Source organism: Pseudomonas parakoreensis, assembly GCF_021602155.1.
GTDB lineage: Bacteria > Pseudomonadota > Gammaproteobacteria > Pseudomonadales > Pseudomonadaceae > Aquipseudomonas > Aquipseudomonas parakoreensis.
In genome coordinates, this window is the sequence record NZ_BQHY01000026.1 from 1 (window position 1) to 22,099 (window position 22,099).

Genomic DNA, 22,099 nt, shown 5'->3' on the forward strand with positions numbered 1-22,099 from the left:
GCTCAGCAATCGTTGGTTACATCTTTGATTTCTCGCGGAGTAACTTGTGATGCTGATAATCTTGTTGACTATCAGTCTGACTCCACAAGCACCCACACGAATTGCTTGATTCAGTTGTTAAAGAGCGATTGGCTAAGATCTTTCGTCTCAACCGAGGCGCGCATTCTACAGCAGCCTCATTTGCTGTCAAGTGATTATTTCAGAAATTTTCGAAGAATTCTTCAACAACTTCAACCACTTGCGCTTCCGATCTCTCGTTAGCGGGAGGCGAATTCTACAGCGTTACTCGCTGCTGTCAACACCTCTTTTTCACCGCTTTCGACCGAGAAGATCGAACCGTCAAAAGAGCCAAACATCACCGCTCTTTCAACTCCCTCCAGGCTTCGATGAACTGAAGCGATCCGCCGTCGAAAACTGCGTAACTCGTTGAATCTCAAGGAGTTTTCCGTTTCGACTGCGCCGGAAGTGGGGCGAATTATAGGCTTCTAAAATTCGCCGTCAACCCTTATTTCAAACTTTATTCCGATTTCAGCGTGATGCGCGCAAACGCCTTCTTGCCGGCCTGACAGACGTGAGTCGCACCCAGTACATATATAAAGGAGCGATCAACCACCTCACCATCGACACGCACACCACCGGAAGCCAACAGATCGCGCGCCGCCGCCGAGTTCTTCACCAAGCCCGCCTTATTAAGGACAGCAGCAATTGGCATATCCTCAACAGAGGCCAGCTCGATCTCCGGCAGATCATCCGGCAACTCACCATCCTTCATACGATTACCCGCAGCCCGATGAGCATTGGCCGCAGCCTCCTCACCGTGGAAACGCGCAACAATCTCTTCCGCCAGCTTGATCTTGATATCGCGCGGATTGGCCCCCGCCTCAACATCCGCACGGAAGGCATCGATCTCATCCATCGAACGGAAGCTGAGCAGCTCAAAGTAACGCCACATCAGCACATCCGGAATCGAAACAAGCTTGCCGTACATCACACCTGGCGCTTCCTGAATACCGACGTAATTGCCCAACGACTTGGACATCTTCTTCACGCCATCCAGGCCCTCGAGCAACGGCATGGTCAGAATGCACTGAGCTTCCTGACCATAACCACGCTGCAGCTCTCGCCCCATCAGCAAGTTGAACTTCTGATCGGTACCGCCCAGCTCGACATCCGCGCGCAGAGCAACCGAGTCATAACCCTGAACCAGCGGATAGAGGAACTCATGAATAGCGATCGGCTGATTGGTGGTGTAACGCTTGTCGAAGTCATCACGCTCTAGCATGCGCGCGACGGTGTATTGCGAAGTCAGACGAATGAAGTCCGCCGGCCCCATCTGATCCATCCAGGTGGAGTTGAATGCGACTTCGGTTTTCGCCGGATCAAGAATCTTGAACACTTGAGTCTTGTACGTTTCGGCGTTTTCCAGAACCTGCTCGCGAGTCAAGGGAGGACGAGTCGCACTCTTGCCGCTTGGATCACCGATCATTCCAGTGAAGTCACCAATGAGGAAAATCACCTGATGCCCCAATTCCTGGAACTGGCGCAGCTTATTAATAAGCACGGTGTGACCCAAGTGCAGATCCGGGGCGGTTGGATCGAAACCAGCCTTGATACGCAGCGGCTGGCCGCGCTTGAGCTTCTCGATCAGCTCGGACTCGACCAATAGTTCTTCCGCACCACGTTTAATCAGCGCTAGCTGCTCTTCAACCGACTTCATAACAGACCCGCAAGGCTCAGATTCAAAGGGAACCAACCATACAAGATCGTGCACCAATTACAAGTTTTGCCCGGCGCACGGACACCAATCTGCAGACAGGGTGTCTGTAGACTTGCTTCGGGGATGATTTGGTTATATTTTATACAGTTATTTCATCTTCATCATGTCATTCATCTTTTCCAATTCATCTTTTTTCAAAGTCAAAAATACTTATGACCACTGAACCGTCTAAAGCGCCACCGCTTTACCCGAAGACCCACCTGCTCGCCGCAAGTGGAATCGCCGCCCTTCTCAGCCTGGCGCTCCTGGTATTCCCTTCCAGTGATGTTGAAGCCAAAAAGACGACCCTGAGCCTTGAACTGGAAAGTCCTGCTGAACAACTGACACAAGATCAAGACGCTGCTGACGCGGCTCAAGCCACAAATGAGCCAGTAGCCTCACCTTTCGCCCAGATCGAAAACAGCACCGAAGACACTCCGCAAGCCGCTGAAGCCGCACCTGCGCCCGCTCCGGTTGCCGAAAAGCCAAAAGCTCCAGGACACCGCGAAGTCGTTGTCTCCAAAGGCGATACGCTCTCTACATTGTTCGAGAAAGTCGGTCTGCCAGCCGCCGCCGTGCATGAAGTCCTGGCGAGCGACAAGCAAGCCAAACAATTCAGCCAGCTCAAGCACGGCCAGAAGCTTGAGTTCGAACTGAACCCGCAAGGCCAACTGACCAGCCTGCACAGCAAAGTCAGCGACGTTGAAACCATCACCCTGACCAAGAACGACAAGGGCTATGCATTCAACCGCGTCACCGCAAAACCGACTGTTCGCACGGCTTACGTGCACGGCGTGATCAATAGCTCCCTGTCACAATCCGCTGCCCGCGCAGGCCTGTCCCACAGTCTGACCATGGACATGGCCAGCGTATTTGGCTACGACGTCGACTTCGCTCAGGATATCCGTCAGGGCGACGAATTCGACGTGATCTACGAGCAGAAAGTGGTTAACGGCAAAGCCGTCGGTAGTGGCCCGATTCTGTCGGCGCGCTTCACCAACCGCGGCAAGACTTACACCGCCGTGCGTTACACCAACAAGCAAGGCAACAGCAGCTATTACACCGCTGATGGCAACAGCATGCGCAAAGCGTTCATCCGTACCCCGGTGGACTTCGCCCGCATCAGTTCCAAATTCTCCATGGGCCGCAAACATCCGATCCTCAACAAAATCCGCGCCCACAAGGGCGTCGATTACGCAGCGCCACGCGGCACGCCGATCAAGGCTGCCGGCGACGGCAAAGTGCTGTTGGCCGGTCGCCGCGGTGGCTACGGCAACACGGTGATCATCCAGCACGGCAACACCTACCGCACCTTGTATGGCCACATGCAGGGTTTCGCCAAGGGCGTGAAGACCGGCGGTAACGTCAAGCAGGGTCAGGTGATCGGTTATATCGGGACTACCGGTCTGTCCACCGGCCCGCACTTGCACTATGAGTTCCAGGTCAACGGTGTTCACGTCGACCCATTGGGCCAGAAGCTGCCAATGGCGGATCCGATCGCCAAGTCCGAACGCGCACGTTTCCTTGCGCAGAGCCAGCCGCTGATGGCGCGCATGGATCAAGAGAAGGCCACCATGCTGGCTTCGAGCAAGCGCTAAGCCATGGCGCTTTATATTGGCGTGATGTCCGGCACCAGTCTCGACGGGCTGGACATCGCCCTGATCGAGCAAACCTCGGCGATCAAACTGATCGCCACGCACTACATCCCCATGCCTGAATCCCTGCGCGCCGAGCTGCTTGGCTTGTGCGCCAGCGGCCCCGACGAGATCGCACGCTCGGCGATCGCCCAACAGCACTGGGTGAAACTCGCCGCACAGGGCATCCATACCCTCCTCGATCAGCAGCAGCTCAAGCCCGACGCCATTCGTGCAATCGGCAGCCACGGCCAGACCATTCGCCATGAGCCCGCTCGCGGCCTCACCGTACAGATCGGCAATCCTGCGCTTCTTACAGAGCTGACCGGTATCACCGTGGTCAGCGACTTCCGCAGCCGCGACGTGGCTGCCGGCGGCCAGGGCGCGCCGCTGGTGCCAGCCTTCCATGAAGCTTTGTTCGAAGAGCGTAGCGGCAACCGTGCAGTCTTGAATGTCGGCGGTTTCAGCAATCTGAGCCTGATAGAGCCGACGCGGCCTGTAGCCGGTTTCGACTGCGGCCCCGGAAATGTGCTGATGGATGCCTGGATTCATCAGCAACGCGGTGAGAATTATGATCGCGCCGGTCAGTGGGCAGCCAGCGGTACGGTCCAGCCCGCCTTGCTGTCAGCGCTGCTCAGCGACCCGTTCTTCGTCACAAAGGGCCCGAAGAGCACCGGCCGCGAAGTGTTCAACCTGCCGTGGCTGCAACAACACCTATCCAGACTGCCGACCTTTGCTGCTGAAAACGTCCAGGCAACATTGCTGGAACTGACGGCACTGACCATCGTCGAGTCGCTGCAAAGCGCTCAATCTGATACCCGGGAAATGCTGGTCTGCGGCGGCGGCGCTCATAACGCCACGCTGATGAAGCGTCTGGCCGATCTGCTGCCGAACGCTATCGTCGCCAGCACCGCGACTCACGGTGTCGATCCGGACTGGGTCGAGGCCATGGCCTTCGCCTGGCTGGCCCATTGCTGCCTCGAAGGCATTGCCGCCAATCGCCCGAGCGTCACCGGCGCCAAAGGCCTGCGGGTACTCGGCGCCATCTACCCCAACTGAGCAAAACGCCGGCAACAAAAAACGCCGCAGAACCGTAAGGCTCTGCGGCGTTTTGTTGCGTGCAGCGAGGCGCGATCAGATCGAGAACGAAGAGCCGCAACCACAAGTAGTGGTGGCGTTCGGGTTCTTGATCACGAAGCGCGAACCTTCCAGACCTTCCTGGTAATCCACTTCGGCACCCGCCAGATACTGGAAGCTCATCGGATCCACCACCAGGCTCACGCCTTCGCGCTCGACGATGGTGTCGTCCTCGGCCACATCTTCATCGAAGGTGAAGCCGTACTGAAACCCTGAACAACCGCCGCCCGTAACGAATACGCGCAGCTTCAAGCGATCATTCCCCTCTTCATCGACCAGGCTCTTCACTTTGTGCGCAGCACCTTGAGTGAATTGCAAAGCCGTGGGGGTGAAGGATTCGACGCTCATGCTGACTATCTCCCGGCGTTACGCCGCCATAATGCGTGATGACGCGCATTATCCGCTTGTCCTAGAAAATCGGTCAACTATTGTTACGGTATATCAATAAACCCGACCAACTGCCCAGAATGCAAAAAGGCCCGGTTGACGGGCCTTTTTGCTGTGTTGACGAACGTGTTACGGCAGCATACCGGCGTGGGACAGGCCGAAACGCTCATCCAGCCCGAACAGGATGTTCATGTTCTGCACCGCCTGACCCGACGCGCCTTTGACCAGGTTGTCGATCACCGACAGCACCACCACCAGATCGCCATCCTGCGGGCGGTGCACGGCGATGCGGCAGACGTTGGCACCGCGCACGCTGCGGGTTTCCGGATGGCTGCCGGCCGGCATCACATCGACGAACGGCTCGTTGGCATAACGCTTTTCGAACAGAGCCTGCAGATCCACCGAACGATCAACCACGGTCGCGTAGAGCGTGGAGTGAATACCACGGATCATCGGCGTCAGGTGCGGCACAAAAGTCAGACCGACATCCTTGCCCGCAGCGCGACGCAGACCCTGGCGAATTTCCGGCAGATGACGGTGACCTTTGACCGCATAAGCCTTCATGCTTTCCGACGTCTCGGAGTACAGCGAGCCTACAGATGCGCCGCGACCGGCACCGCTGACGCCGGATTTGCAGTCGGCAATCAGCCGCGAAGTATCAGCCAGACCCGCTTCAAGCAGCGGCAGGAAACCCAACTGCGTAGCGGTTGGGTAGCAACCCGGCACAGCGATCAGACGCGCTTTCTTAATCTGCTCGCGATTGACTTCCGGCAGGCCGTAGACCGCCTCGTCCAGCAATTCGGGCGCGCCGTGTGGCTGGCCGTACCATTTGGCCCATTCTTCAGCGTCCTGCAAACGGAAGTCCGCGGACAGGTCGATGACCTTGGTGCCCGCCGCCAGCAGTTCACCGGCCAACGCATGAGCAACGCCGTGCGGGGTGGCGAAGAACACCACATCACATGCGCCCAGGGTTTTGATGTCCGGCACGCTGAACGCCAGGCCGTCGTAGTGACCGCGCAGGTTCGGGTACATGTCAGCCACGGCCAGACCGGCCTCGGATCGGGAAGTGATCACCACCACTTCTGCCTGCGGATGCTGTGCCAACAGACGCAGCAGTTCGACACCGGTGTAACCCGTGCCGCCGACGATACCGACCTTGACCATAAACCTGCCCTCAACGAACCCACTGGAAAGCCGTCGATAATAGGGGCCGCGCGGCCCTGCGACAACCATCAAGGTGACGTGCGGACGCTCAAGCCTCTACTATCCCGGCTACCGTGAACCTGGGAATAACCAAAATGCTCTATCTATGGATCAAAGCGCTTCATATTGTCAGCGTCGTCTGCTGGTTTGCCGGGCTGTTCTACTTGCCACGGCTGTTCGTTTATCACGCACAAAGTGAAGACACGATCAGCAAGGAACGCTTCAGCCTCATGGAACGCAAGCTGTATCGCGGCATCATGGGCCCGGCGATGATCGCCACGTTGATCTTCGGCGGCTGGCTGATCTACCTCAATCCGGGCATCTTCAGCATGGGCGGCTGGATTCACGCCAAGCTGACCCTGGTGGTCCTGCTGATCGGCTACCACCACATGTGCGGCGTGCAGGTAAAACGCTTCGCCCGTGGCGAGAACACCCGCAGCCATGTCTTTTATCGCTGGTTCAATGAAGTGCCGGTTCTGATATTGCTGGCTATCGTAATTCTGGTCGTGGTCAAGCCGTTCTAATTTCATAACAGACATCACACCTCGGGGGATTTCCAATGTCGCTGCCCGCTCTGCTCGAACAACGTCTGCGCTTGCCGGTAGTGGCGGCGCCGATGTTCCTGATCTCCAACCCGGAACTGGTGCTCGCCTGCTGCCGTAACGGCGTGGTCGGCAGCTTCCCGGCGCTGAACCAGCGTGAAAGCAGCGGTTTCAAGGCCTGGCTGGAGGAGATTGAAGCGGGCCTGGCGACACTGGACAACCCGGCGCCGTATGCCGTGAATCTGATCGTGCACAACAGCAATCCGCGCTTGCAGGCGGATCTGAACATCTGCGTCGAGCACGAGGTGCCGATTGTCATCACCAGCCTCGGTGCGGTGAAGGAACTGGTCGATGCCGTGCACAGCTACGGCGGCCTGGTGTTCCACGACGTGACCACGCGCCGGCATGCCGAGAAAGCCGCCGAAGCCGGCGTCGACGGTTTGATCGCGGTTGCGGCGGGTGCCGGTGGCCATGCCGGCACCTGGAGTCCGTTTGCGCTGATCGCCGAGATCCGCGAGTTCTTCGATAAAACCCTGCTGCTTGCCGGATGTCTGAACCACGGCCATGAGATTTTGGCTGCACAACTGCTTGGCGCGGATCTGGCCTACTTCGGCACGCGATTTATCGGCACCACCGAAAGTCATGCGCCTGACGCCTACAAGGACATGCTGCTGACGGCCAAAGCGGCGGACATCATTCATACGCCTGCGGTCTCTGGCGTACCCGCAAGCTTCATGCGCCAAAGTCTGGAAGCTGCGGGTTTCGACATGGCCGCGCTGCAAGGCAAAGGCGAGGTCAATTTCGGTGACAAGCTCAAACCGATCAACGACGAAGCCAAGGCCTGGAAGACCGTGTGGTCGGCCGGCCAGGGCGTTGGCCAGATTGACGACCTGCCGAGCGTGGATCAGTTGATCGCCCGGCTCGACGCGGAATACCGTCAGGCGCTGGAGCGTGCGGCGCAGTTGCCGAAGCGTTGGCCACGCTGAGAAAAATCAGGCCAGTCTTAGAGTGACTGGCCTTACACTTGCTGACCCTCAATTAATTCGCGACAAGGATGCCTCGGCCATGAGCGAACCTCGTTACAAGATCGTTTTCGCCGGAGCTCTACAGCCCGGTGTCGATCTCACCACCGCCAAGCTCAATCTCGCGGCCCTGTTCAAAAGCGATGTCGCCGCCATAGAGCGCCTGTTCAATGGCAGCACCGTCGCCCTCAAACGCGACCTGACCTACAGCGATGCGCAAACCTATCTGCAAGCACTGAACAAGACCGGGATCGATGCACGGATCGAAAGCGAAACGGCGATCGAACTGAGTCTGTCGGACGTGCATGAGCAACCGGCAACCTTCAACGACTCCGCATCACCTTATGCGCCCCCTCAGGCCAACGTCGGCGAAAACCTGCCAGCCTTCGCCACCCTCAAGCCCTTCAGCGTCGAGGGCCGGATCGGTCGCCTGCGCTTTCTGGCCTGGACCATGGTCCTGAGCCTGGTGACTCTGCCGATCGTGGCGATATTCGCGTTTATCGGGCTCGGACTGGTCAGTGGCGACTCCACCACCGGCCTGATCATCGGCGGGCTATTCGCGTTCTTCCTGTTCCTCGGTTTCATCATTGTCAGCATTCTGTTCAGCGTGCAGCGCCTGCACGACATCGGCTGGTCCGGCTGGCTCTGGCTGCTGAATCTGGTGCCGTTCGTGGGCAGCTTCTTCCCGCTGGTGATCATGGTCGTGCCGGGCAACACCGGGGCCAACCGCTACGGCCCGCCGCCCCCGCCCAACAGCACCGCGGTCAAAGTGCTGTGCTCGTTGTGGATCGTGTTCTTCGCCCTGGTATTTGCCGGCGGCATGCTCGGCGGTATTTCGGCCATTCAGCAAGAATATGAAACCAACCTCGAGAGCAGCTATGAAAGTGGCTCGGTCACCACGGATGAAGTCGAGGTCGAAACTGAACCTGCGAATTCCGTGGACGATGCAGCCGAAGCGGCCCCGGCCCCTGTAGACTCTGCGAAAGAATGAACAACGCTCCCCGCCGTGACACCTGCGTCGCTGGCGCGGGGCTGTTGCGATGGAGAAATGCATGACCCGTTACGCTCTGATCACCGGCGCCTCCAGCGGCATCGGCCTGGCCATGGCCGAAGCGCTGGCCCGACGCGGACGCAGCTTGATTCTGGTGGCTCGACAGCGTGATCAGCTGGAAAGTATCGCGATCGAACTGACCCAGCGCTTTGGCGTGGAAGTGTTGTTCCGCGCCTGCGATCTGGGCGAGCCATTGCGCCTGTCCGGCTTCCTGCTGGAGCTGGAAGAAGGCGACCGGCAGATCGATCTGTTGGTCAATTGCGCCGGTATCGGCACCTGCGGCCCATTCCTCGCCCAGGACTGGATGACCGAGCAGGACCTGATCGAAGTCAACATCCTAGCCCTCACCCGTCTGTGCCATGCCATCGGCAACAGCATGGCGCTGCAGGGCGGCGGGCAGATCCTCAACGTCGCCTCAGTGGCGGCGTTCAATCCCGGTCCGTGGATGAGCACTTACTACGCCAGCAAGGCTTACGTTCTGCACTTCTCCGAAGCGCTGCGGGTTGAACTGAAACAGAGCGCGGTCAAGGTTTCGGTGCTCTGCCCCGGCCCGACACGCACCGCTTTCTTCCGCACCGCTCAGCTCAACAGCGACAAACTCAAGGACAGCAAACTGCTGATGAGCCCCGAGGAAGTCGCGCTGTACACCGTGCGTGCGCTGGAGAAAAACCGCGCAATCATTATCCCGGGACGACGCAACCGCTGGCTGGCGTTCCTGCCGCGCCTCGGCTCGCGCTGGCTCAATCGCACCCTCGTCGGCATGGTCAACAAGGCTTACTGCCCGCGCTGAACTGTCCTACGGCAAATCACTGGGCGCGGTCATTTCCCATGAGTACACTCAGGCCAGCCCCCACAACGGAGAAAACAGCAGTGGATACTCTGTTCACCAAGATCATTAACCGGGAAATCCCGGCCAAGATCATTTACGAGGACGACCAGGTTCTGGCGTTCCACGACATCGCCCCTCAGGCACCGGTGCACTTTCTGGTGATCCCGAAGAAACCGGTGCGCACCCTCAACGACCTGACCGAAGACGACAAGGCACTGGCCGGGCACATCCTGTTCACCGCCCAGCGTCTGGCGCTGGAACTGGGCTGCGAGGAAGGCTTCCGGGTGGTGATGAACTGCAATGAAAAAGGTGGGCAGACCGTCTATCACATTCATATGCATGTACTCGGTCAGCGCCAGATGAACTGGCCGCCGGGCTGATACCAGCAAATCTGTGCAAGAGCTGCCGAAGGCTGCGATCTTTTGATCTTGATCCTGAAAAAACAAGATCAAAAGATCGCAGCCTTCGGCAGCTCCTACATACAGCAAATCAAGCGCAACACAGTGGCAAATGACCCAGCGCAAACCTTCCCCGGCCGATTCGGTTAAACTGGCGGTCGAGATTTTTCCCGGAGGTCAGCATGACTACCCAACGTCACTACTCGCCGATTGACCGTCTTCTGCTGCAAGCCGATGCCGCGATGCGTACTCTGCTGCCCTTCAGTGGTCAGCCGTACCGTCCGTCTCCAGCCATTGTGCAGCCGGAAGTGCAGATGAGCGATGAAGACACCCGCCACGTCGCCGGCCTGATGCGCATCAACCACACCGGTGAAGTGTGCGCCCAAGCGTTGTACCAAGGTCAGGCGCTGACCGCCAAGTTGCCGCAGGTGCGTGCTGCCATGGAACACGCCGCCGAAGAGGAAATTGATCATCTGGTGTGGTGCGAACAGCGCATTCATCAACTGGGTAGCCATACCAGTGTGCTCAATCCACTGTTCTATGGAATGTCGTTCGGCATCGGCGCTGTGGCCGGTCTGATCAGTGACAAGGTCAGCCTTGGCTTCGTCGCAGCTACCGAGCATCAGGTGTGCAAGCACCTGAACGAGCACCTGGAGCAATTGCCGGCCGAGGACGAGAAGTCCCGGGCAATTCTGGAACAGATGCGCATTGATGAACAACATCATGCGGAGAGTGCACTGGATGCGGGTGGTTTCCGTTTTCCGGCGCCGGTGAAGTTCGGGATGAGTCTGTTGGCGAAGGTGATGACCAAGAGTACTTATCGGATCTGAGATCAGTATTGCTGCTGAGGGCCCCTTCGCGAGCAGGCTCGCTCCCACAGGGCTCTGTTTCGGTAATAAAAAAGGCGACTACCGCAAAGTAGTCGCCTTTTTTGTGCCCGGGAATCTTACGCCGGCATGTTGCGCGCGTAGAAGATTTCCAGCATTTCGTGTTTCACACGTTCAGTTACCTGTGCCCGCTGTTCAGCGGACAGGTTGCTGGTGGCGTCGCCGAACAGGTAGTTATCCAGCTCGAAGTTCTTAAGCAGCATTTTGGTGTGGAACAGGTTTTCCTGGTACACGTTCACGTCGGTCATCTGGTACGCGTCGCGGGTGTCTTCGGAAAGGTAGTTCTGGATCGAGTTGATCTCGTGGTCGATGAAGTGCTTGTTGCCTTCAACGTCACGGGTGAAACCGCGCACACGGTAATCCACAGTCACGATGTCCGAATCGAACTGGTGAATGAGGAAGTTGAGCGCTTTAAGCGGTGAAATGACACCACAGGTCGACACGTCGATGTCCACACGGAACGTCGCAATACCGGCGTCCGGATGGATTTCCGGATAGGTATGCACCGTGATGTGGCTCTTGTCGAGGTGGGCAAGGATGATTTCGGGCAATGGGCCCGGGGACTCCTCGATCTGGCTGTCAGTCGGGGTCACCGGCTCTTCCGAGATCAGAATCGTGACGCTGGCACCCTGAGGCTCATAGTTCTGACTCGCGATGTTCAGAATGTTGGCACCAATGATTTCGACAACTTCCGTGAGGATCTGCGTCAGGCGTTCGGCGTTGTACTCTTGATTGATGTACTCGACGTAAGCCTGCTGGTCTTGCGGGGTTTCCGCGTAGCAGATGTCATAGATGTTGAAGCTCAAGGTCTTTGTCAGGTTGTTGAACCCGTGGAGCTTGAGTTTGCTTTTCACCGTTAAAAACTCTCTATGTATGCGGCGCAGCCGCGTGATCAAGCATGCCCGTCAAGTGCGAACAACGCACCTGCGTAGGACGGTTAACACCTCTTCGCGATGGCGATTTTGGTTATCTGTTCAGGCGGATGATCCGTCGGCTGACCGATCACTGCCCTGAAAAAAGTGGCGCATTATGCAGACGTCAGCGAGGGATCGCCAGAGTCTGCACTGCTTTTATGATAGTTGAATGTCGGTTCAACCGAGTTCGACGATTTCATAATCGTGAGTGATCGCCACGCCGGCCGCGCCGAGCATGATCGAGGCCGAGCAATACTTCTCGGCAGACAGTTCGATGGCGCGTTTGACCTGGGCTTCTTTCAGGCCTCGGCCCTTGACCACGAAGTGCATGTGGATCTTGGTGAACACCTTCGGGTCTTCGGTCGCGCGCTCGGCGTCAAGGAACGCTTCGCAGCTTTCAACCGCCTGACGCGACTTCTTCAGGATGCTCACCACGTCGAAGTTGCTGCAACCACCCACGCCCAGCAGAAGCATTTCCATCGGGCGAACACCCAGGTTACGACCACCGGCGTCGGGCGGACCGTCCATCACCACGACATGACCGCTACCGGATTCGCCGAGGAACATGGCTTCGCCAGCCCATTGGATGCGTGCCTTCATCGCCAAGACTCCACTGTAGAAAAAAGGGTCGCCAGCTTAGCACAGGCCTTTGCTCTGACAGCGCCCGGCGTTCCTGGGAAAGATGCCTAAGCTGCGTAGGTAATTTCTCGAATTTTCGACGAAGTGTCTGGTAAGCTGGCGCCAATTCGCTGGCGCCAATTGTCAGCCTGTGTAGCGACCGCCTTCAGCGCCTCATATAAAAATCAAACATCACCGTGCAGTCTTTTCGGGATACAACCATGGTTGCTATTACCCCCACACCCAAAATCAAAAACCTCGACAAACTGTTGATGCATTGCCAACGCCGTCGCCATGCGGCCAAAAGCAACATCATCTGCGCCGGCGATCGCTCGGACACGCTGTACTTCATCATCAAGGGTTCGGTCACGATCCTGATTGAAGATGACGACGGCCGCGAAATGATCATTGCCTACCTCAACGCCGGGGATTTCTTTGGCGAACTGGGTTTGTTCGAACAAGCGGGTCAGGAACAACAACGCAGCGCCTGGGTGCGGGCCAAGGTTGAAAGTGAAATCGCCGAAATCAGCTATGTGAAGTTCCGCGAACTGTCACAGCAGGATCCCGACATTCTTTACGTCCTCAGCGGACAAATCGCACAACGTCTGCGCAATACCACGCGCAAGGTCGGCGACCTGGCGTTCTTCGACGTTACCGGTCGCGTTGCCCGTTGCCTGCTGGAGTTGTGCAAACAGCCTGACGCAATGACCCACCCGGACGGCATGCAGATCAAGGTGACCCGTCAGGAAATCGGGCGAATTGTCGGTTGTTCGCGGGAAATGGTCGGTCGCGTGCTCAAGGATCTTGAAGAACGCAACCTGGTCGATGTGAAAGGCAAGACCATGGTGGTCTTCGGCACCCGCTAAGCGCGCAAGCTCAGGCGCTGTAGACCTGCGCCAGCATCCGTCGAAACAGCTCATCCAGACGCGCCAAAGCATTTGGCGCGACGAACTTCTCATGCAGGGCAATGTGGCTTTCAGCCCGCACTCGCTGCTCCAGACCGCAAGCCTCGTTGAAGCGATTGACCGCCGCGACCATCGATTCGCGCTCGTTATCGATCAACATCGCCCCGTGCACCAACCCCACCGGACGCTGACCGCCCTGACTCTGGCGCCAGCGTTGAGCAGTGCCGACCATCTTGCGGCCGTCGAGATTGACGTTGAACCGGCCGTCACAGAACGCACCGTCGATTTCGCCCAACGACGATGTGCCGCCCAACTCATCCAGCAACTCACAGATTGGATCGCACAGACGCCGATAGCCAGTTTCGATGCGATTCAGATCGCCCTCGCTGCGGGGCGGAGCGTAGACCAGTGCGATGTTGATGGTTGAGGAGGACTGCGGGACGGGTTCACCGCCGGTTTCCCGCAGCAATACTGGCCAACCAGCAGTGGCGGAGACTTCGCAGGCGTGATCAAAACCGGGCAGACGATTAAGGCGGCGCGGCATGACCAGGGCGTTATCGCTGGGTTGCCAGAACAGCAGGCCGAACTCGGCGTCGCCGGCGCAGACGGAAGCGAGCAAGTCTTGTTCGGCTTGCAGGCCGGCCTCGATGGTCAGGAAGGTGGGCAGCGACATGGAGGGCTCCGGCAGATCTGGAATCTTTAGGGATTTTGAGGGCCTTTTCGCGAGCAGGCTCGCTCCCACAGGGGAAATGCATTCCAATGTGGGAGCGAGCCTGCTCACGAATGAGGTCGACTCGGTCAGTCGAGGGTCGAACCACTGACCGGTACGCCGCGTTCAGGGAAGAACAGGCGTTGCAGTTCGGTGCCCGGGCTTTCCGCGCGCATGAACGCTTCGCCCACCAGAAAGGCATACACATCGCTGATTTCCATCAGCTCGACATCGGCACGGTTGAGGATGCCACTCTCGGTAATCACCAGTCGGTCGCGCGGAATGCGCGGCAGCAGGTCGAGGGTGGTTTCCAGGCTGACGTCGAACGTGTGCAGGTTGCGGTTATTGACCCCGACCAGTGGTGTGTCGAGGGTTTTCAGTGCGCGCTCCAGCTCATCGCCGTCGTGCACTTCCACCAGCACATCGAGACCGACACCTTTGGCCACCGAGGCCAGCTCGGCCATTTTTACGTCGTCCAGTGCGGAGACGATCAACAGTACGCAGTCGGCGCCCAGCGCGCGAGCTTCGACGATCTGGTACGGATCGATCATGAAGTCTTTGCGGATCACCGGCAATTTGCACGCGGCGCGGGCCTGTTGCAGGTAGATATCAGCGCCCTGGAAGTAGTCGATATCGGTCAGCACCGAAAGACAGGTCGCCCCGCCCTTCTCGTAGCTCTTGGCGATATCGGCAGGCACGAAGTTCTCGCGTATCACGCCTTTGCTCGGCGAAGCCTTCTTGATTTCGGCGATCACCGCCGGTTGCTTCTTCTTGGCCTGCGCCAGCAATGCCTGGGCAAAACCACGGGGTGCATCGGCCGCCTTGGCCAGACTTTCCAGCTCGCTCAGGCTGACGCGAGCGCTGCGCTCGGCGACTTCCTGGACTTTGCGCGCCAGAATGTTTTCCAGAACCGTCGGTACACTCATCCCTCATTCTCCACTTTGAATACCGCGGTAAAGGCACCCAACTCCTCGAGTTTTTCCCGAGCAAGACCGGTGTGCAGTGCGTCGTGCGCGAGCGCCACGCCTTCTTTGAGACTGGTCGCCAGGTCGGCGGCATACAGCGCCGCACCGGCATTGAGCACGATCATTTCAGCAGCTTTCTGGCCACTTTCGGTTTTGCGCTTGCCCAACGCATCACGGATCAATGCCAGCGATGCCTCCGGACCTTCGACCGACAGACCGTGCAGGCTCTGGCTCTTCATGCCGAGATCTTCCGGCTCGACCCAATATTCAGTGATCTCGTTGTTTTTCAGCTCAGCGACGAAGGTCGGCGCGGCAAGGCTGAACTCGTCCAGGCCATCCTTCGAATGCACTACCAGCACATGTTTGCTGCCCAGGCGCTGCAAGACTTCGGCCAATGGCCGGCACAGCGCTGGAGTGAACACGCCCACCACCTGATGTTTGACACCGGCCGGATTCGTAAGCGGGCCGAGCATGTTGAACAGCGTACGCAAGCCAAGATCGCGGCGTGGGCCGGCGGCGTACTTCATCGCTTTGTGGTGAGTCTGGGCAAACATGAAACCGATGCCGACGTTGTCGATGCAACGGGCAACCTGCACCGGGGTCAGGTTCAGGTAGATACCGGCGGCCTCCAGCAAGTCGGCGCTGCCGCTCTTGCCCGACACCGCACGGTTACCGTGCTTGGCCACGGTACAACCGGCTGCCGCGACAACGAACGCCGAAGCCGTCGATACGTTGAAGATGTTCGCACCGTCACCGCCGGTGCCGACTACATCGACCACGCCGTCGAGGGTCTTGAGTTCGACCTGATCGGCCAGCTCACGCATCACCGACACGGCGCCGACGATTTCATCGATGCTCTCGCTCTTCATGCGCATGGCCATCATGAATGCGCCGATCTGTGCGTCGGTGCATTGCCCGGTCATGATTTCGCGCATCACGTCGCGCATTTCTTCGGTACTGAGGTCGAGGTGTTCGACGATACGGCTCAGGGCTGTCTTGATATTCATGGGAGTCCTTAGCGCGTGCCGCCGGTTTGTTTGAGGAAGTTGGCAAACAGTTCATGACCCTGCTCGGTGAGGATCGACTCGGGGTGGAACTGTACGCCCTCAATGTTCAGGGTCTTGTGCCGCAGGCCCATGATTTCATCGACGCTGCCGTCATCGTGCTGCGTCCACGCGGTCAGCTCCAGGCAATCGGGCAAAGTACCGTGCTTGACGATCAGCGAGTGGTAACGGGTAACCGTCAGCGGATGATTCAGACCGGCGAAAACGCCCTTGTCCTCGTGGAATACCGGACTAGTCTTACCGTGCATCACCTGACGGGCGCGCACCACGTCGCCGCCGAACGCTTGGCCAATCGATTGATGGCCGAGGCAGACGCCGAGGATTGGCAGTTTGCCGGCGAAGTATTTGATGGCCTCAATGGAGATGCCGGCTTCAGTCGGCGTGCACGGACCTGGCGAGACCACGATGCGCTCGGGGTTGAGCGCTTCGATTTCGGCGACAGTCAGTTCGTCGTTGCGCACCACTTTGACCTCGGCACCCAGCTCGCCGAGGTATTGCACAACGTTGTAAGTAAAGGAGTCGTAGTTGTCGATCATCAGCAACATGGCGTTTCGAACCTCTTGAATTCTGACTTGAAGACAGCCTTCAGATGACTTGCCCGCAGGGCGCTGCACGATGTCGGACGCACAGAGAGCGTCGGCACAGCGGCATTTCAAACGGGCGAGGAAGGCAAAGCGATACAGATCCGGCCGGGCCGGCAGAAAAGATTCAGGCGCGCCAACGCCAACGGGCGTGTGCCTTGATGACTTGATCCAGAAGTTTGCTGACGATCAACACGGGGAAGGTCTCGTTCATACGTTCCGGCACAGTAACTTAGCTGGGCAGAGCGTGCAATATGGCGGGGCTGACGGGGGACAAAACTATGGGAGGCTTCGCGACCGATGGCAAAACGCCGGGAGTTTTTGGTACTGTCGTTTCGTTCACCTACAACAATAAATAAACGGACTTGCTCATGATCAAACAGACGTTGTTTGTACCGCTCGCCGGTTGCCTGCTCGCCATGGCTTGCGCCCAGGCCTACGCAGCCCCCGCACCCTATTCGAACTTCATCGTGTTCGGCGACAGCCTGAACGATGCCGGGACTTTCAAGGACACCGGCGGCCCGGCCGGCGCCACGCAGCGCTACACCAACCGCACCGGCCCGTTGTACAAGGATGGCACCGGGGAAAACCGCGACCTCAACGCCACCCAGATCATCGGCGGCAAACTCGGTTTCAGCCCGGATCAGATCGCCTCCGCGTCCTCGGCCGTGCGTGCCGGTGAAGGTCTGGCCGATGGCAACAACTGGGCGGTGGGTGGTTACCGTACCGACCAGATCCTCGACTCGATCACTACCCAGTCCGCCACCGGTGAACGCACGCGCAGCGGTTACCTGCCGTCGAATGGCTTCCGCGCTGATCCGAACGCGCTGTATTACCTGTCCGGGGGCGGCAACGACTTCCTTCAGGGCCGCGTGCTCAGCCTCGATCAGGCCAGCTCGGCGGCCGACCGACTGGCCGACAGCGTGCGCACGCTGCAAGGTGCCGGCGCCAAATACATCATGGTCTGGCTGCTGCCAGACATCGGCCTGACCCCGGCGATCAACGGCTCACCGCTGCAGAGCTTCACCTCGCAGCTCAGCGCCCAATTCAACACCGAACTGGTCAGCCAGTTGCAGGGCATCAACGCCGAAATCATTCCACTGAACATTCCGGTGCTGCTCAAAGAAGCGTTCGCCAACCCGGCGCAGTTCGGCCTCGCGACCGACCAGAACCTGACGGCCACCTGCTTCAGCGGCAACAGTTGCACCGAGAACGCCCGATACGGCATCAACAGCGCCACGCCGGATCCGACCAAGCTGATCTACAACGACTCGGTGCACCCCACCGAAGCTGGCCAGCGCCTGATTGCCGACTACGCCTACTCGCTGCTCGCCGCCCCGTGGGAACTGACCCTGCTGCCGGAAATGGCCCAAGGTTCGTTGCGCGCGCATCAGGATGAACTGCGCAATCAATGGCTGGCCGACTGGGAAAACTGGCAGGCCGTGGGCCAATGGCGCGCTATCGTCGCCGGTGGCGGACAGCATCAGGACTTCGACGGCCAGCACAGCGCCGCCAGTGCCGACGGCAACGGCTACAACCTGAACATCGGCGGCAGCTATCGCGTCAACGACGCCTGGCGTGTCGGATTGGCCGCTGGTTTCTATAACCAGAAACTCGAGGCCGGCGACGCCGATTCGGAATACAAACTCAACTCCTACATGGGCACCGCGTTCGCCCAGTATCAACAAAACCGCTGGTGGGGCGATCTGGCAATGACCGCCGGCAAACTCGACTACGACAGCCTCAAGCGTAAATTCCAACTCGGGGTCAACGAGCGCGGGGAGAAAGGCGATACCGATGGCTACGTGCTGGCGATCAGCGGCCGTATCGGCTACGACATCGCACAGCAGGCCAGCAGCCCGTGGCACCTGTCGCCGTTCGTCAGCGCCGACTTTGGCAAGGTCGAGGTCGACGGTTACTCGGAAAAAGGCGCGGATTCCACCGCGCTGACCTTCGATGACCAGTCGCGCAACTCGCGGCGTCTGGGCCTGGGTATTCAGGGCAAGTACCAGATCACGGCGCAGACCGAAGTGTTTGGCGAGTTCGCTCACGAACGTGAGTACAACGATGACCGTCAGGATCTGACCATCAACCTCAACAGCTTGCCGAACAACCGCTTCACGCTCGAAGGCTACGAGCCGCAGACCAACCTCAATCGCCTGAACCTGGGCGTGAGCCACAAGCTCACGCAGGATTTGGCGTTGCGCGCCAGCTACAACGTGCGCAAGGATGATGACTTTACCCAGCAAGGGGTGAACGTCGGGGTCAGTCTCGATTTCTGAGGCGGAAAAGCAAAAGATCGCAGGCTGCGCCAGCTCCTACAGGGGCTTGGCAGGTACAAAAAACGCGGCGCCCTTACGGGTGTCGCGTTTTTTATGCCTGACCATAAAGCCCATGTGGGTCAGGCGTCCGGAGTCTGCTCAGCCAGGGCCACGGCGCGGAACATCGCGCGGCGCTTGTTCAGGGTTTCTTCCCATTCCAGCGCCGGCACGGAGTCGGCCACGATGCCGCCACCGGCCTGCACGTGCAGTTCGCCGTTCTTGATCACCGCGGTACGAATCGCAATCGCGGTGTCCATGTTGCCGTTCCAGGCGAAGTAACCGACCGCACCGCCATACACCCCACGCTTGACCGGCTCCAGTTCGTCGATGATTTCCATCGCACGGATCTTCGGTGCGCCAGACAAGGTGCCCGCCGGCAGAATCGCCCGCAGCGCGTCCATCGCGGTCAGCCCGGCCTTCAACTGGCCGGTGACGTTGGAGACGATGTGCATCACGTTGGAATAACGCTCGATGACCATTTTCTCGGTGAGCTTCACCGATCCGATTTCCGAAACACGACCGGTGTCGTTACGACCGAGGTCGATCAGCATCAAGTGTTCGGCGATCTCTTTGTCGTCCGACAGCAGATCCTCTTCCAGCGCCAGATCCGCCTCTTCGGTAGCTCCGCGTGGACGAGTGCCGGCGATCGGGCGCACGGTGATCAGGTTGTCTTCGACCCGCACCAGCACTTCCGGCGAACTGCCGACGACGTGGAAGTCGCCGAAGTTGAAGAAGTACATGTACGGCGTCGGGTTGAAGCAACGCAGGGCGCGGTACAGATCGATCGGCGCGGCCTTGAAGTCGATCGACATGCGCTGCGACGGCACCACTTGCATGCAGTCGCCTGCGAGGATGTATTCCTTGATGGTGTCGACGGCTTTTTCGTAGTCGCTCTGGGTGAAACTGGAGCGGAACAGCGGATCAGCCGCTTGTTGCTTGCTGAAATCCAGGCCACGGCGCGGGGTGATCGGCTGGCGCAGTTTCTCCAGCAGTGCCTGCAATTGCGCCTGACCCTGCTCGTAAGCATCGGCGTGCGCCGGGTCGGCGAGGACAATCGCGTGCATCTTGCCGGCGAGGTTGTCGAACACCACTACCGCATCGGACACCATCAGCAGAATGTCCGGCACGCCCAGCGGATCCGGGTTCGGGCATTTGCCCAGACGCTTCTCGACATAGCGCACGCAGTCATAACCGAAGTAACCGACCAGGCCACCGTTGAAACGCGGCAGACCGGCAATGGTCGGCACGTTGTAGCGGGCCTTGAAGGTTTCGACGAAGGCCAGCGGGTCTTCGACGTCATGGCTTTCGGTCTCGACACCATCGACGGTGATGCTTACGTGATGGTCGTGCACCCGCAGTACGGTGCGGCACGGCAGGCCGATGATCGAGTAACGGCCCCATTTCTCGCCGCCCTGCACCGATTCGAGCAGGTAGGAGTTGGGCTGGTCGGCCAGTTTCAGGTAGATCGACAGCGGCGTATCGAAGTCGGCCAGGGTTTCGCAGGCCAACGGAATGCGGTTGTAGCCGTCAGCGGCCAGGCGCAGGAATTCTTCGCGGATCATGGGGTGCCTCGTGGTGTGAGGGGCAAATCAGTCAGGTGTGCAAACGCGCCGGCAAGCCGGCCAGGAACCCGTCAGGCGCGCCAACGCCAGCGGGCCAGGGCCTTGATGACTTTCATCCAGAGTTTGCGGGTGACCACCACGATGGCGTTTCCAGAATGGGATTGAGATGCGTCGGGCAACGTTATCTCAGCGGCTGTACCGAGGCAACCGGGAATTAGCTTGCGCAGATCGTCGATCACCAGTGCCGGGGATTCTTCGGCAATCGGCCGGCCATGGTTGTAGCCGTAGCTCAGCGCCACGCACTTGACCCCCGCCGCCTTCGCCGCCAGCACGTCGCTGCGCGAGTCGCCGACGAACAGCGATTGCGAGGCCGGGATGTTGGCCATCTTCATCACGAAGAACAGCGCGGCCGGATCAGGCTTCTTCTGCGGCAGGGTATCGCCGCCGATGATCCACTTGAAGTAGCGGCCGATCTTCATCTGATCCAGCAGCGGCGCGACAAAGCGCTCCGGCTTGTTGGTGATCAGCGCCATGGCCACACCCTGCTTGTGCAGCCACTTGAGGGTGTCGCGCACACCCGGATAGACCACGGTCAGCTCGTGGCTCGCGCCATAGGCCTCCATGAACACTTCCAGCGCGTGCTCGGCCTCGACGTCATCCACCGCCGAATGATCGATGCCGCCGGCCAGCGCCCGGCGCACCAGCACCGGTGCGCCGTTACCGACCCACTCGCGTACCGCCTCGATGCCGGCAGGCTTGCGGCCGAGGGAGAGCAGCATGGTGTCCACCGCCGCCGCCAGGTCGGGAACCGAGTCGATCAGCGTGCCATCCAGATCGAACATCACCAACCGTGGCAGTTGCCCCGGGAACAGCTGCTCAAAACCGCTCATGGGCGGGCCAGCGCCAGTTCGGAACGCATCTTGTCGATGACTTCCTGATAGTTCGGCGCATTGAAGATCGCCGAGCCGGCCACAAAGGTGTCAGCGCCAGCGGCCGCGATTTCGCGAATGTTGTTGACGTTGACGCCGCCATCGATTTCCAGACGGATATCACGCCCCGAGGCATCGATGATCGCCCGCGCTTCGCGCAGTTTGTCGAGGGTGCCGGGGATGAACTTCTGCCCGCCAAAGCCCGGGTTGACGCTCATCAGCAGCACCATGTCGACCTTGTCGATCACGTACTTGAGCACATCCAGCGGGGTCGCCGGGTTGAACACCAGGCCGGATTTGCAGCCGCCTTCACGGATCAGTTGCAGCGAACGATCGACGTGCAGCGTGGCTTCCGGGTGGAAGGTGATGTAGGTGGCGCCGGCCTCGATGAAGTCGCCGACGATGCGATCCACCGGGCTGACCATCAGGTGCGCGTCGATCGGCGCGGTGATGCCGTACTTGCGCAATGCGGCGCAGACCATCGGGCCGATGGTCAGATTCGGCACGTAGTGGTTGTCCATGACATCGAAGTGAACGAAGTCGGCACCGGCGGCCAGAACGTTGTCCACTTCTTCGCCGAGGCGGGCGAAGTCGGCGGAGAGAATCGACGGAGCAATTACGAAGGGCTGCATGACGCACCTTTTCTGAGCTAAATCACGATGGCGCGCATTGTATACCTCAAGTT

At 59.2% G+C, this 22,099-nt stretch carries 22 protein-coding genes; 10 read left to right on the top strand and 12 right to left on the bottom strand.

Annotated features, from left to right (window positions below):
* Positions 1-517: 517 nt before the first annotated feature.
* A complete protein-coding gene (gene tyrS, locus L6D63_RS26430) occupies positions 518-1,717 on the bottom strand; it encodes a tyrosine--tRNA ligase (RefSeq protein WP_047296939.1) in 1,200 nt (399 codons plus the stop codon).
* Positions 1,718-1,929: 212 nt separating this feature from the next.
* Between tyrS and L6D63_RS26435 the strand changes: the two genes are divergently transcribed.
* Together L6D63_RS26435 and L6D63_RS26440 are read left to right on the top strand one after the other, a co-directional pair.
* Entirely contained in the window at positions 1,930-3,354 is a 1,425-nt protein-coding gene (locus L6D63_RS26435) for a peptidoglycan DD-metalloendopeptidase family protein (protein WP_131670527.1), read from the top strand.
* A 3-nt stretch (positions 3,355-3,357) separates the two neighbouring features.
* Positions 3,358-4,449: an anhydro-N-acetylmuramic acid kinase gene (locus tag L6D63_RS26440; RefSeq protein WP_131670528.1), complete on the top strand. Its 1,092-nt coding sequence runs from the start codon at positions 3,358-3,360 to the stop codon at positions 4,447-4,449.
* A 75-nt stretch (positions 4,450-4,524) separates the two neighbouring features.
* On the opposite strand, the gene erpA is transcribed toward L6D63_RS26440, so the two are convergent.
* Positions 4,525-4,875, bottom strand: coding sequence for an iron-sulfur cluster insertion protein ErpA (erpA, locus tag L6D63_RS26445; RefSeq protein WP_003228776.1), 351 nt, complete (start codon positions 4,873-4,875; stop codon positions 4,525-4,527).
* 168 nt (positions 4,876-5,043) lie between these two features.
* Positions 5,044-6,078: an N-acetyl-gamma-glutamyl-phosphate reductase gene (argC, locus tag L6D63_RS26450; RefSeq protein WP_047296942.1), complete on the bottom strand. Its 1,035-nt coding sequence runs from the start codon at positions 6,076-6,078 to the stop codon at positions 5,044-5,046.
* A 134-nt stretch (positions 6,079-6,212) separates the two neighbouring features.
* Between argC and hemJ the strand changes: the two genes are divergently transcribed.
* From hemJ to coq7, 6 genes are all read left to right on the top strand, one after another.
* Positions 6,213-6,641 (top strand): protoporphyrinogen oxidase HemJ, encoded by a 429-nt coding sequence (hemJ, locus tag L6D63_RS26455; RefSeq protein WP_236170458.1) that lies wholly within the window; start codon positions 6,213-6,215, stop codon positions 6,639-6,641.
* 35 nt (positions 6,642-6,676) lie between these two features.
* The gene (locus L6D63_RS26460) at positions 6,677-7,645 is read left to right on the top strand and encodes an NAD(P)H-dependent flavin oxidoreductase (RefSeq protein WP_095668182.1); all 969 of its coding nucleotides are present in this window, start codon (positions 6,677-6,679) and stop codon (positions 7,643-7,645) included.
* Positions 7,646-7,724: 79 nt separating this feature from the next.
* Entirely contained in the window at positions 7,725-8,672 is a 948-nt protein-coding gene (locus L6D63_RS26465; protein ID WP_047296945.1) for a DUF805 domain-containing protein, read from the top strand.
* A gap of 61 nt (positions 8,673-8,733) precedes the next feature.
* Positions 8,734-9,522 (top strand): SDR family NAD(P)-dependent oxidoreductase, encoded by a 789-nt coding sequence (locus L6D63_RS26470; protein WP_041070136.1) that lies wholly within the window; start codon positions 8,734-8,736, stop codon positions 9,520-9,522.
* Between the two features lie 80 nt (positions 9,523-9,602).
* Positions 9,603-9,941: a histidine triad nucleotide-binding protein gene (locus tag L6D63_RS26475; RefSeq protein WP_003228789.1), complete on the top strand. Its 339-nt coding sequence runs from the start codon at positions 9,603-9,605 to the stop codon at positions 9,939-9,941.
* Positions 9,942-10,141: 200 nt separating this feature from the next.
* Positions 10,142-10,789: a 2-polyprenyl-3-methyl-6-methoxy-1,4-benzoquinone monooxygenase gene (gene coq7, locus L6D63_RS26480; protein ID WP_047296947.1), complete on the top strand. Its 648-nt coding sequence runs from the start codon at positions 10,142-10,144 to the stop codon at positions 10,787-10,789.
* Between the two features lie 116 nt (positions 10,790-10,905).
* Here coq7 and speD read toward each other — a convergent pair whose 3' ends face one another.
* Together speD and L6D63_RS26490 are read right to left on the bottom strand one after the other, a co-directional pair.
* Positions 10,906-11,700, bottom strand: coding sequence for an adenosylmethionine decarboxylase (speD, locus tag L6D63_RS26485; protein WP_047296949.1), 795 nt, complete (start codon positions 11,698-11,700; stop codon positions 10,906-10,908).
* Positions 11,701-11,937: 237 nt separating this feature from the next.
* Positions 11,938-12,360, bottom strand: coding sequence for an OsmC family protein (locus tag L6D63_RS26490; protein ID WP_016772921.1), 423 nt, complete (start codon positions 12,358-12,360; stop codon positions 11,938-11,940).
* Between the two features lie 239 nt (positions 12,361-12,599).
* On the opposite strand from L6D63_RS26490, the gene crp reads away from it, so the two are divergent.
* Positions 12,600-13,244: a cAMP-activated global transcriptional regulator CRP gene (crp, locus tag L6D63_RS26495; protein ID WP_047296952.1), complete on the top strand. Its 645-nt coding sequence runs from the start codon at positions 12,600-12,602 to the stop codon at positions 13,242-13,244.
* A gap of 10 nt (positions 13,245-13,254) precedes the next feature.
* Here the strand turns inward: crp and L6D63_RS26500 are convergent, their stop codons facing one another.
* The 4 genes from L6D63_RS26500 to L6D63_RS26515 all read right to left on the bottom strand — a co-directional run bounded on the left by L6D63_RS26500 (position 13,255) and on the right by L6D63_RS26515 (position 16,566).
* Positions 13,255-13,956, bottom strand: a complete 702-nt coding sequence (locus L6D63_RS26500; RefSeq protein WP_047296955.1) for a lipoate--protein ligase family protein — start codon at positions 13,954-13,956, stop codon at positions 13,255-13,257.
* A gap of 125 nt (positions 13,957-14,081) precedes the next feature.
* Positions 14,082-14,918 (bottom strand): indole-3-glycerol phosphate synthase TrpC, encoded by an 837-nt coding sequence (trpC, locus tag L6D63_RS26505; RefSeq protein WP_041070123.1) that lies wholly within the window; start codon positions 14,916-14,918, stop codon positions 14,082-14,084.
* A complete protein-coding gene (trpD, locus tag L6D63_RS26510) occupies positions 14,915-15,964 on the bottom strand; it encodes an anthranilate phosphoribosyltransferase (protein WP_047296957.1) in 1,050 nt (349 codons plus the stop codon). The genes trpC and trpD overlap by 4 nt, the downstream gene beginning before the upstream one ends.
* An 8-nt stretch (positions 15,965-15,972) precedes the next feature.
* Complete coding sequence (locus L6D63_RS26515; RefSeq protein WP_047296959.1) at positions 15,973-16,566, bottom strand: aminodeoxychorismate/anthranilate synthase component II; 594 nt, start codon at positions 16,564-16,566, stop codon at positions 15,973-15,975.
* Between the two features lie 407 nt (positions 16,567-16,973).
* Here L6D63_RS26515 and estP point away from each other — a divergent pair, with 407 nt between their 5' ends.
* A complete protein-coding gene (gene estP, locus L6D63_RS26520) occupies positions 16,974-18,884 on the top strand; it encodes an esterase EstP (protein ID WP_131670529.1) in 1,911 nt (636 codons plus the stop codon).
* 119 nt (positions 18,885-19,003) lie between these two features.
* Here estP and trpE read toward each other — a convergent pair whose 3' ends face one another.
* From trpE to rpe, 3 genes are all read right to left on the bottom strand, one after another.
* Complete coding sequence (gene trpE / locus L6D63_RS26525; protein WP_041070110.1) at positions 19,004-20,485, bottom strand: anthranilate synthase component I; 1,482 nt, start codon at positions 20,483-20,485, stop codon at positions 19,004-19,006.
* 71 nt (positions 20,486-20,556) lie between these two features.
* Complete coding sequence (locus tag L6D63_RS26530) at positions 20,557-21,375, bottom strand: phosphoglycolate phosphatase (protein WP_047296963.1); 819 nt, start codon at positions 21,373-21,375, stop codon at positions 20,557-20,559.
* Complete coding sequence (gene rpe, locus L6D63_RS26535) at positions 21,372-22,046, bottom strand: ribulose-phosphate 3-epimerase (RefSeq protein WP_003228808.1); 675 nt, start codon at positions 22,044-22,046, stop codon at positions 21,372-21,374. Before rpe ends, L6D63_RS26530 begins: the two co-directional genes overlap by 4 nt.
* Positions 22,047-22,099: the final 53 nt, after the last annotated feature.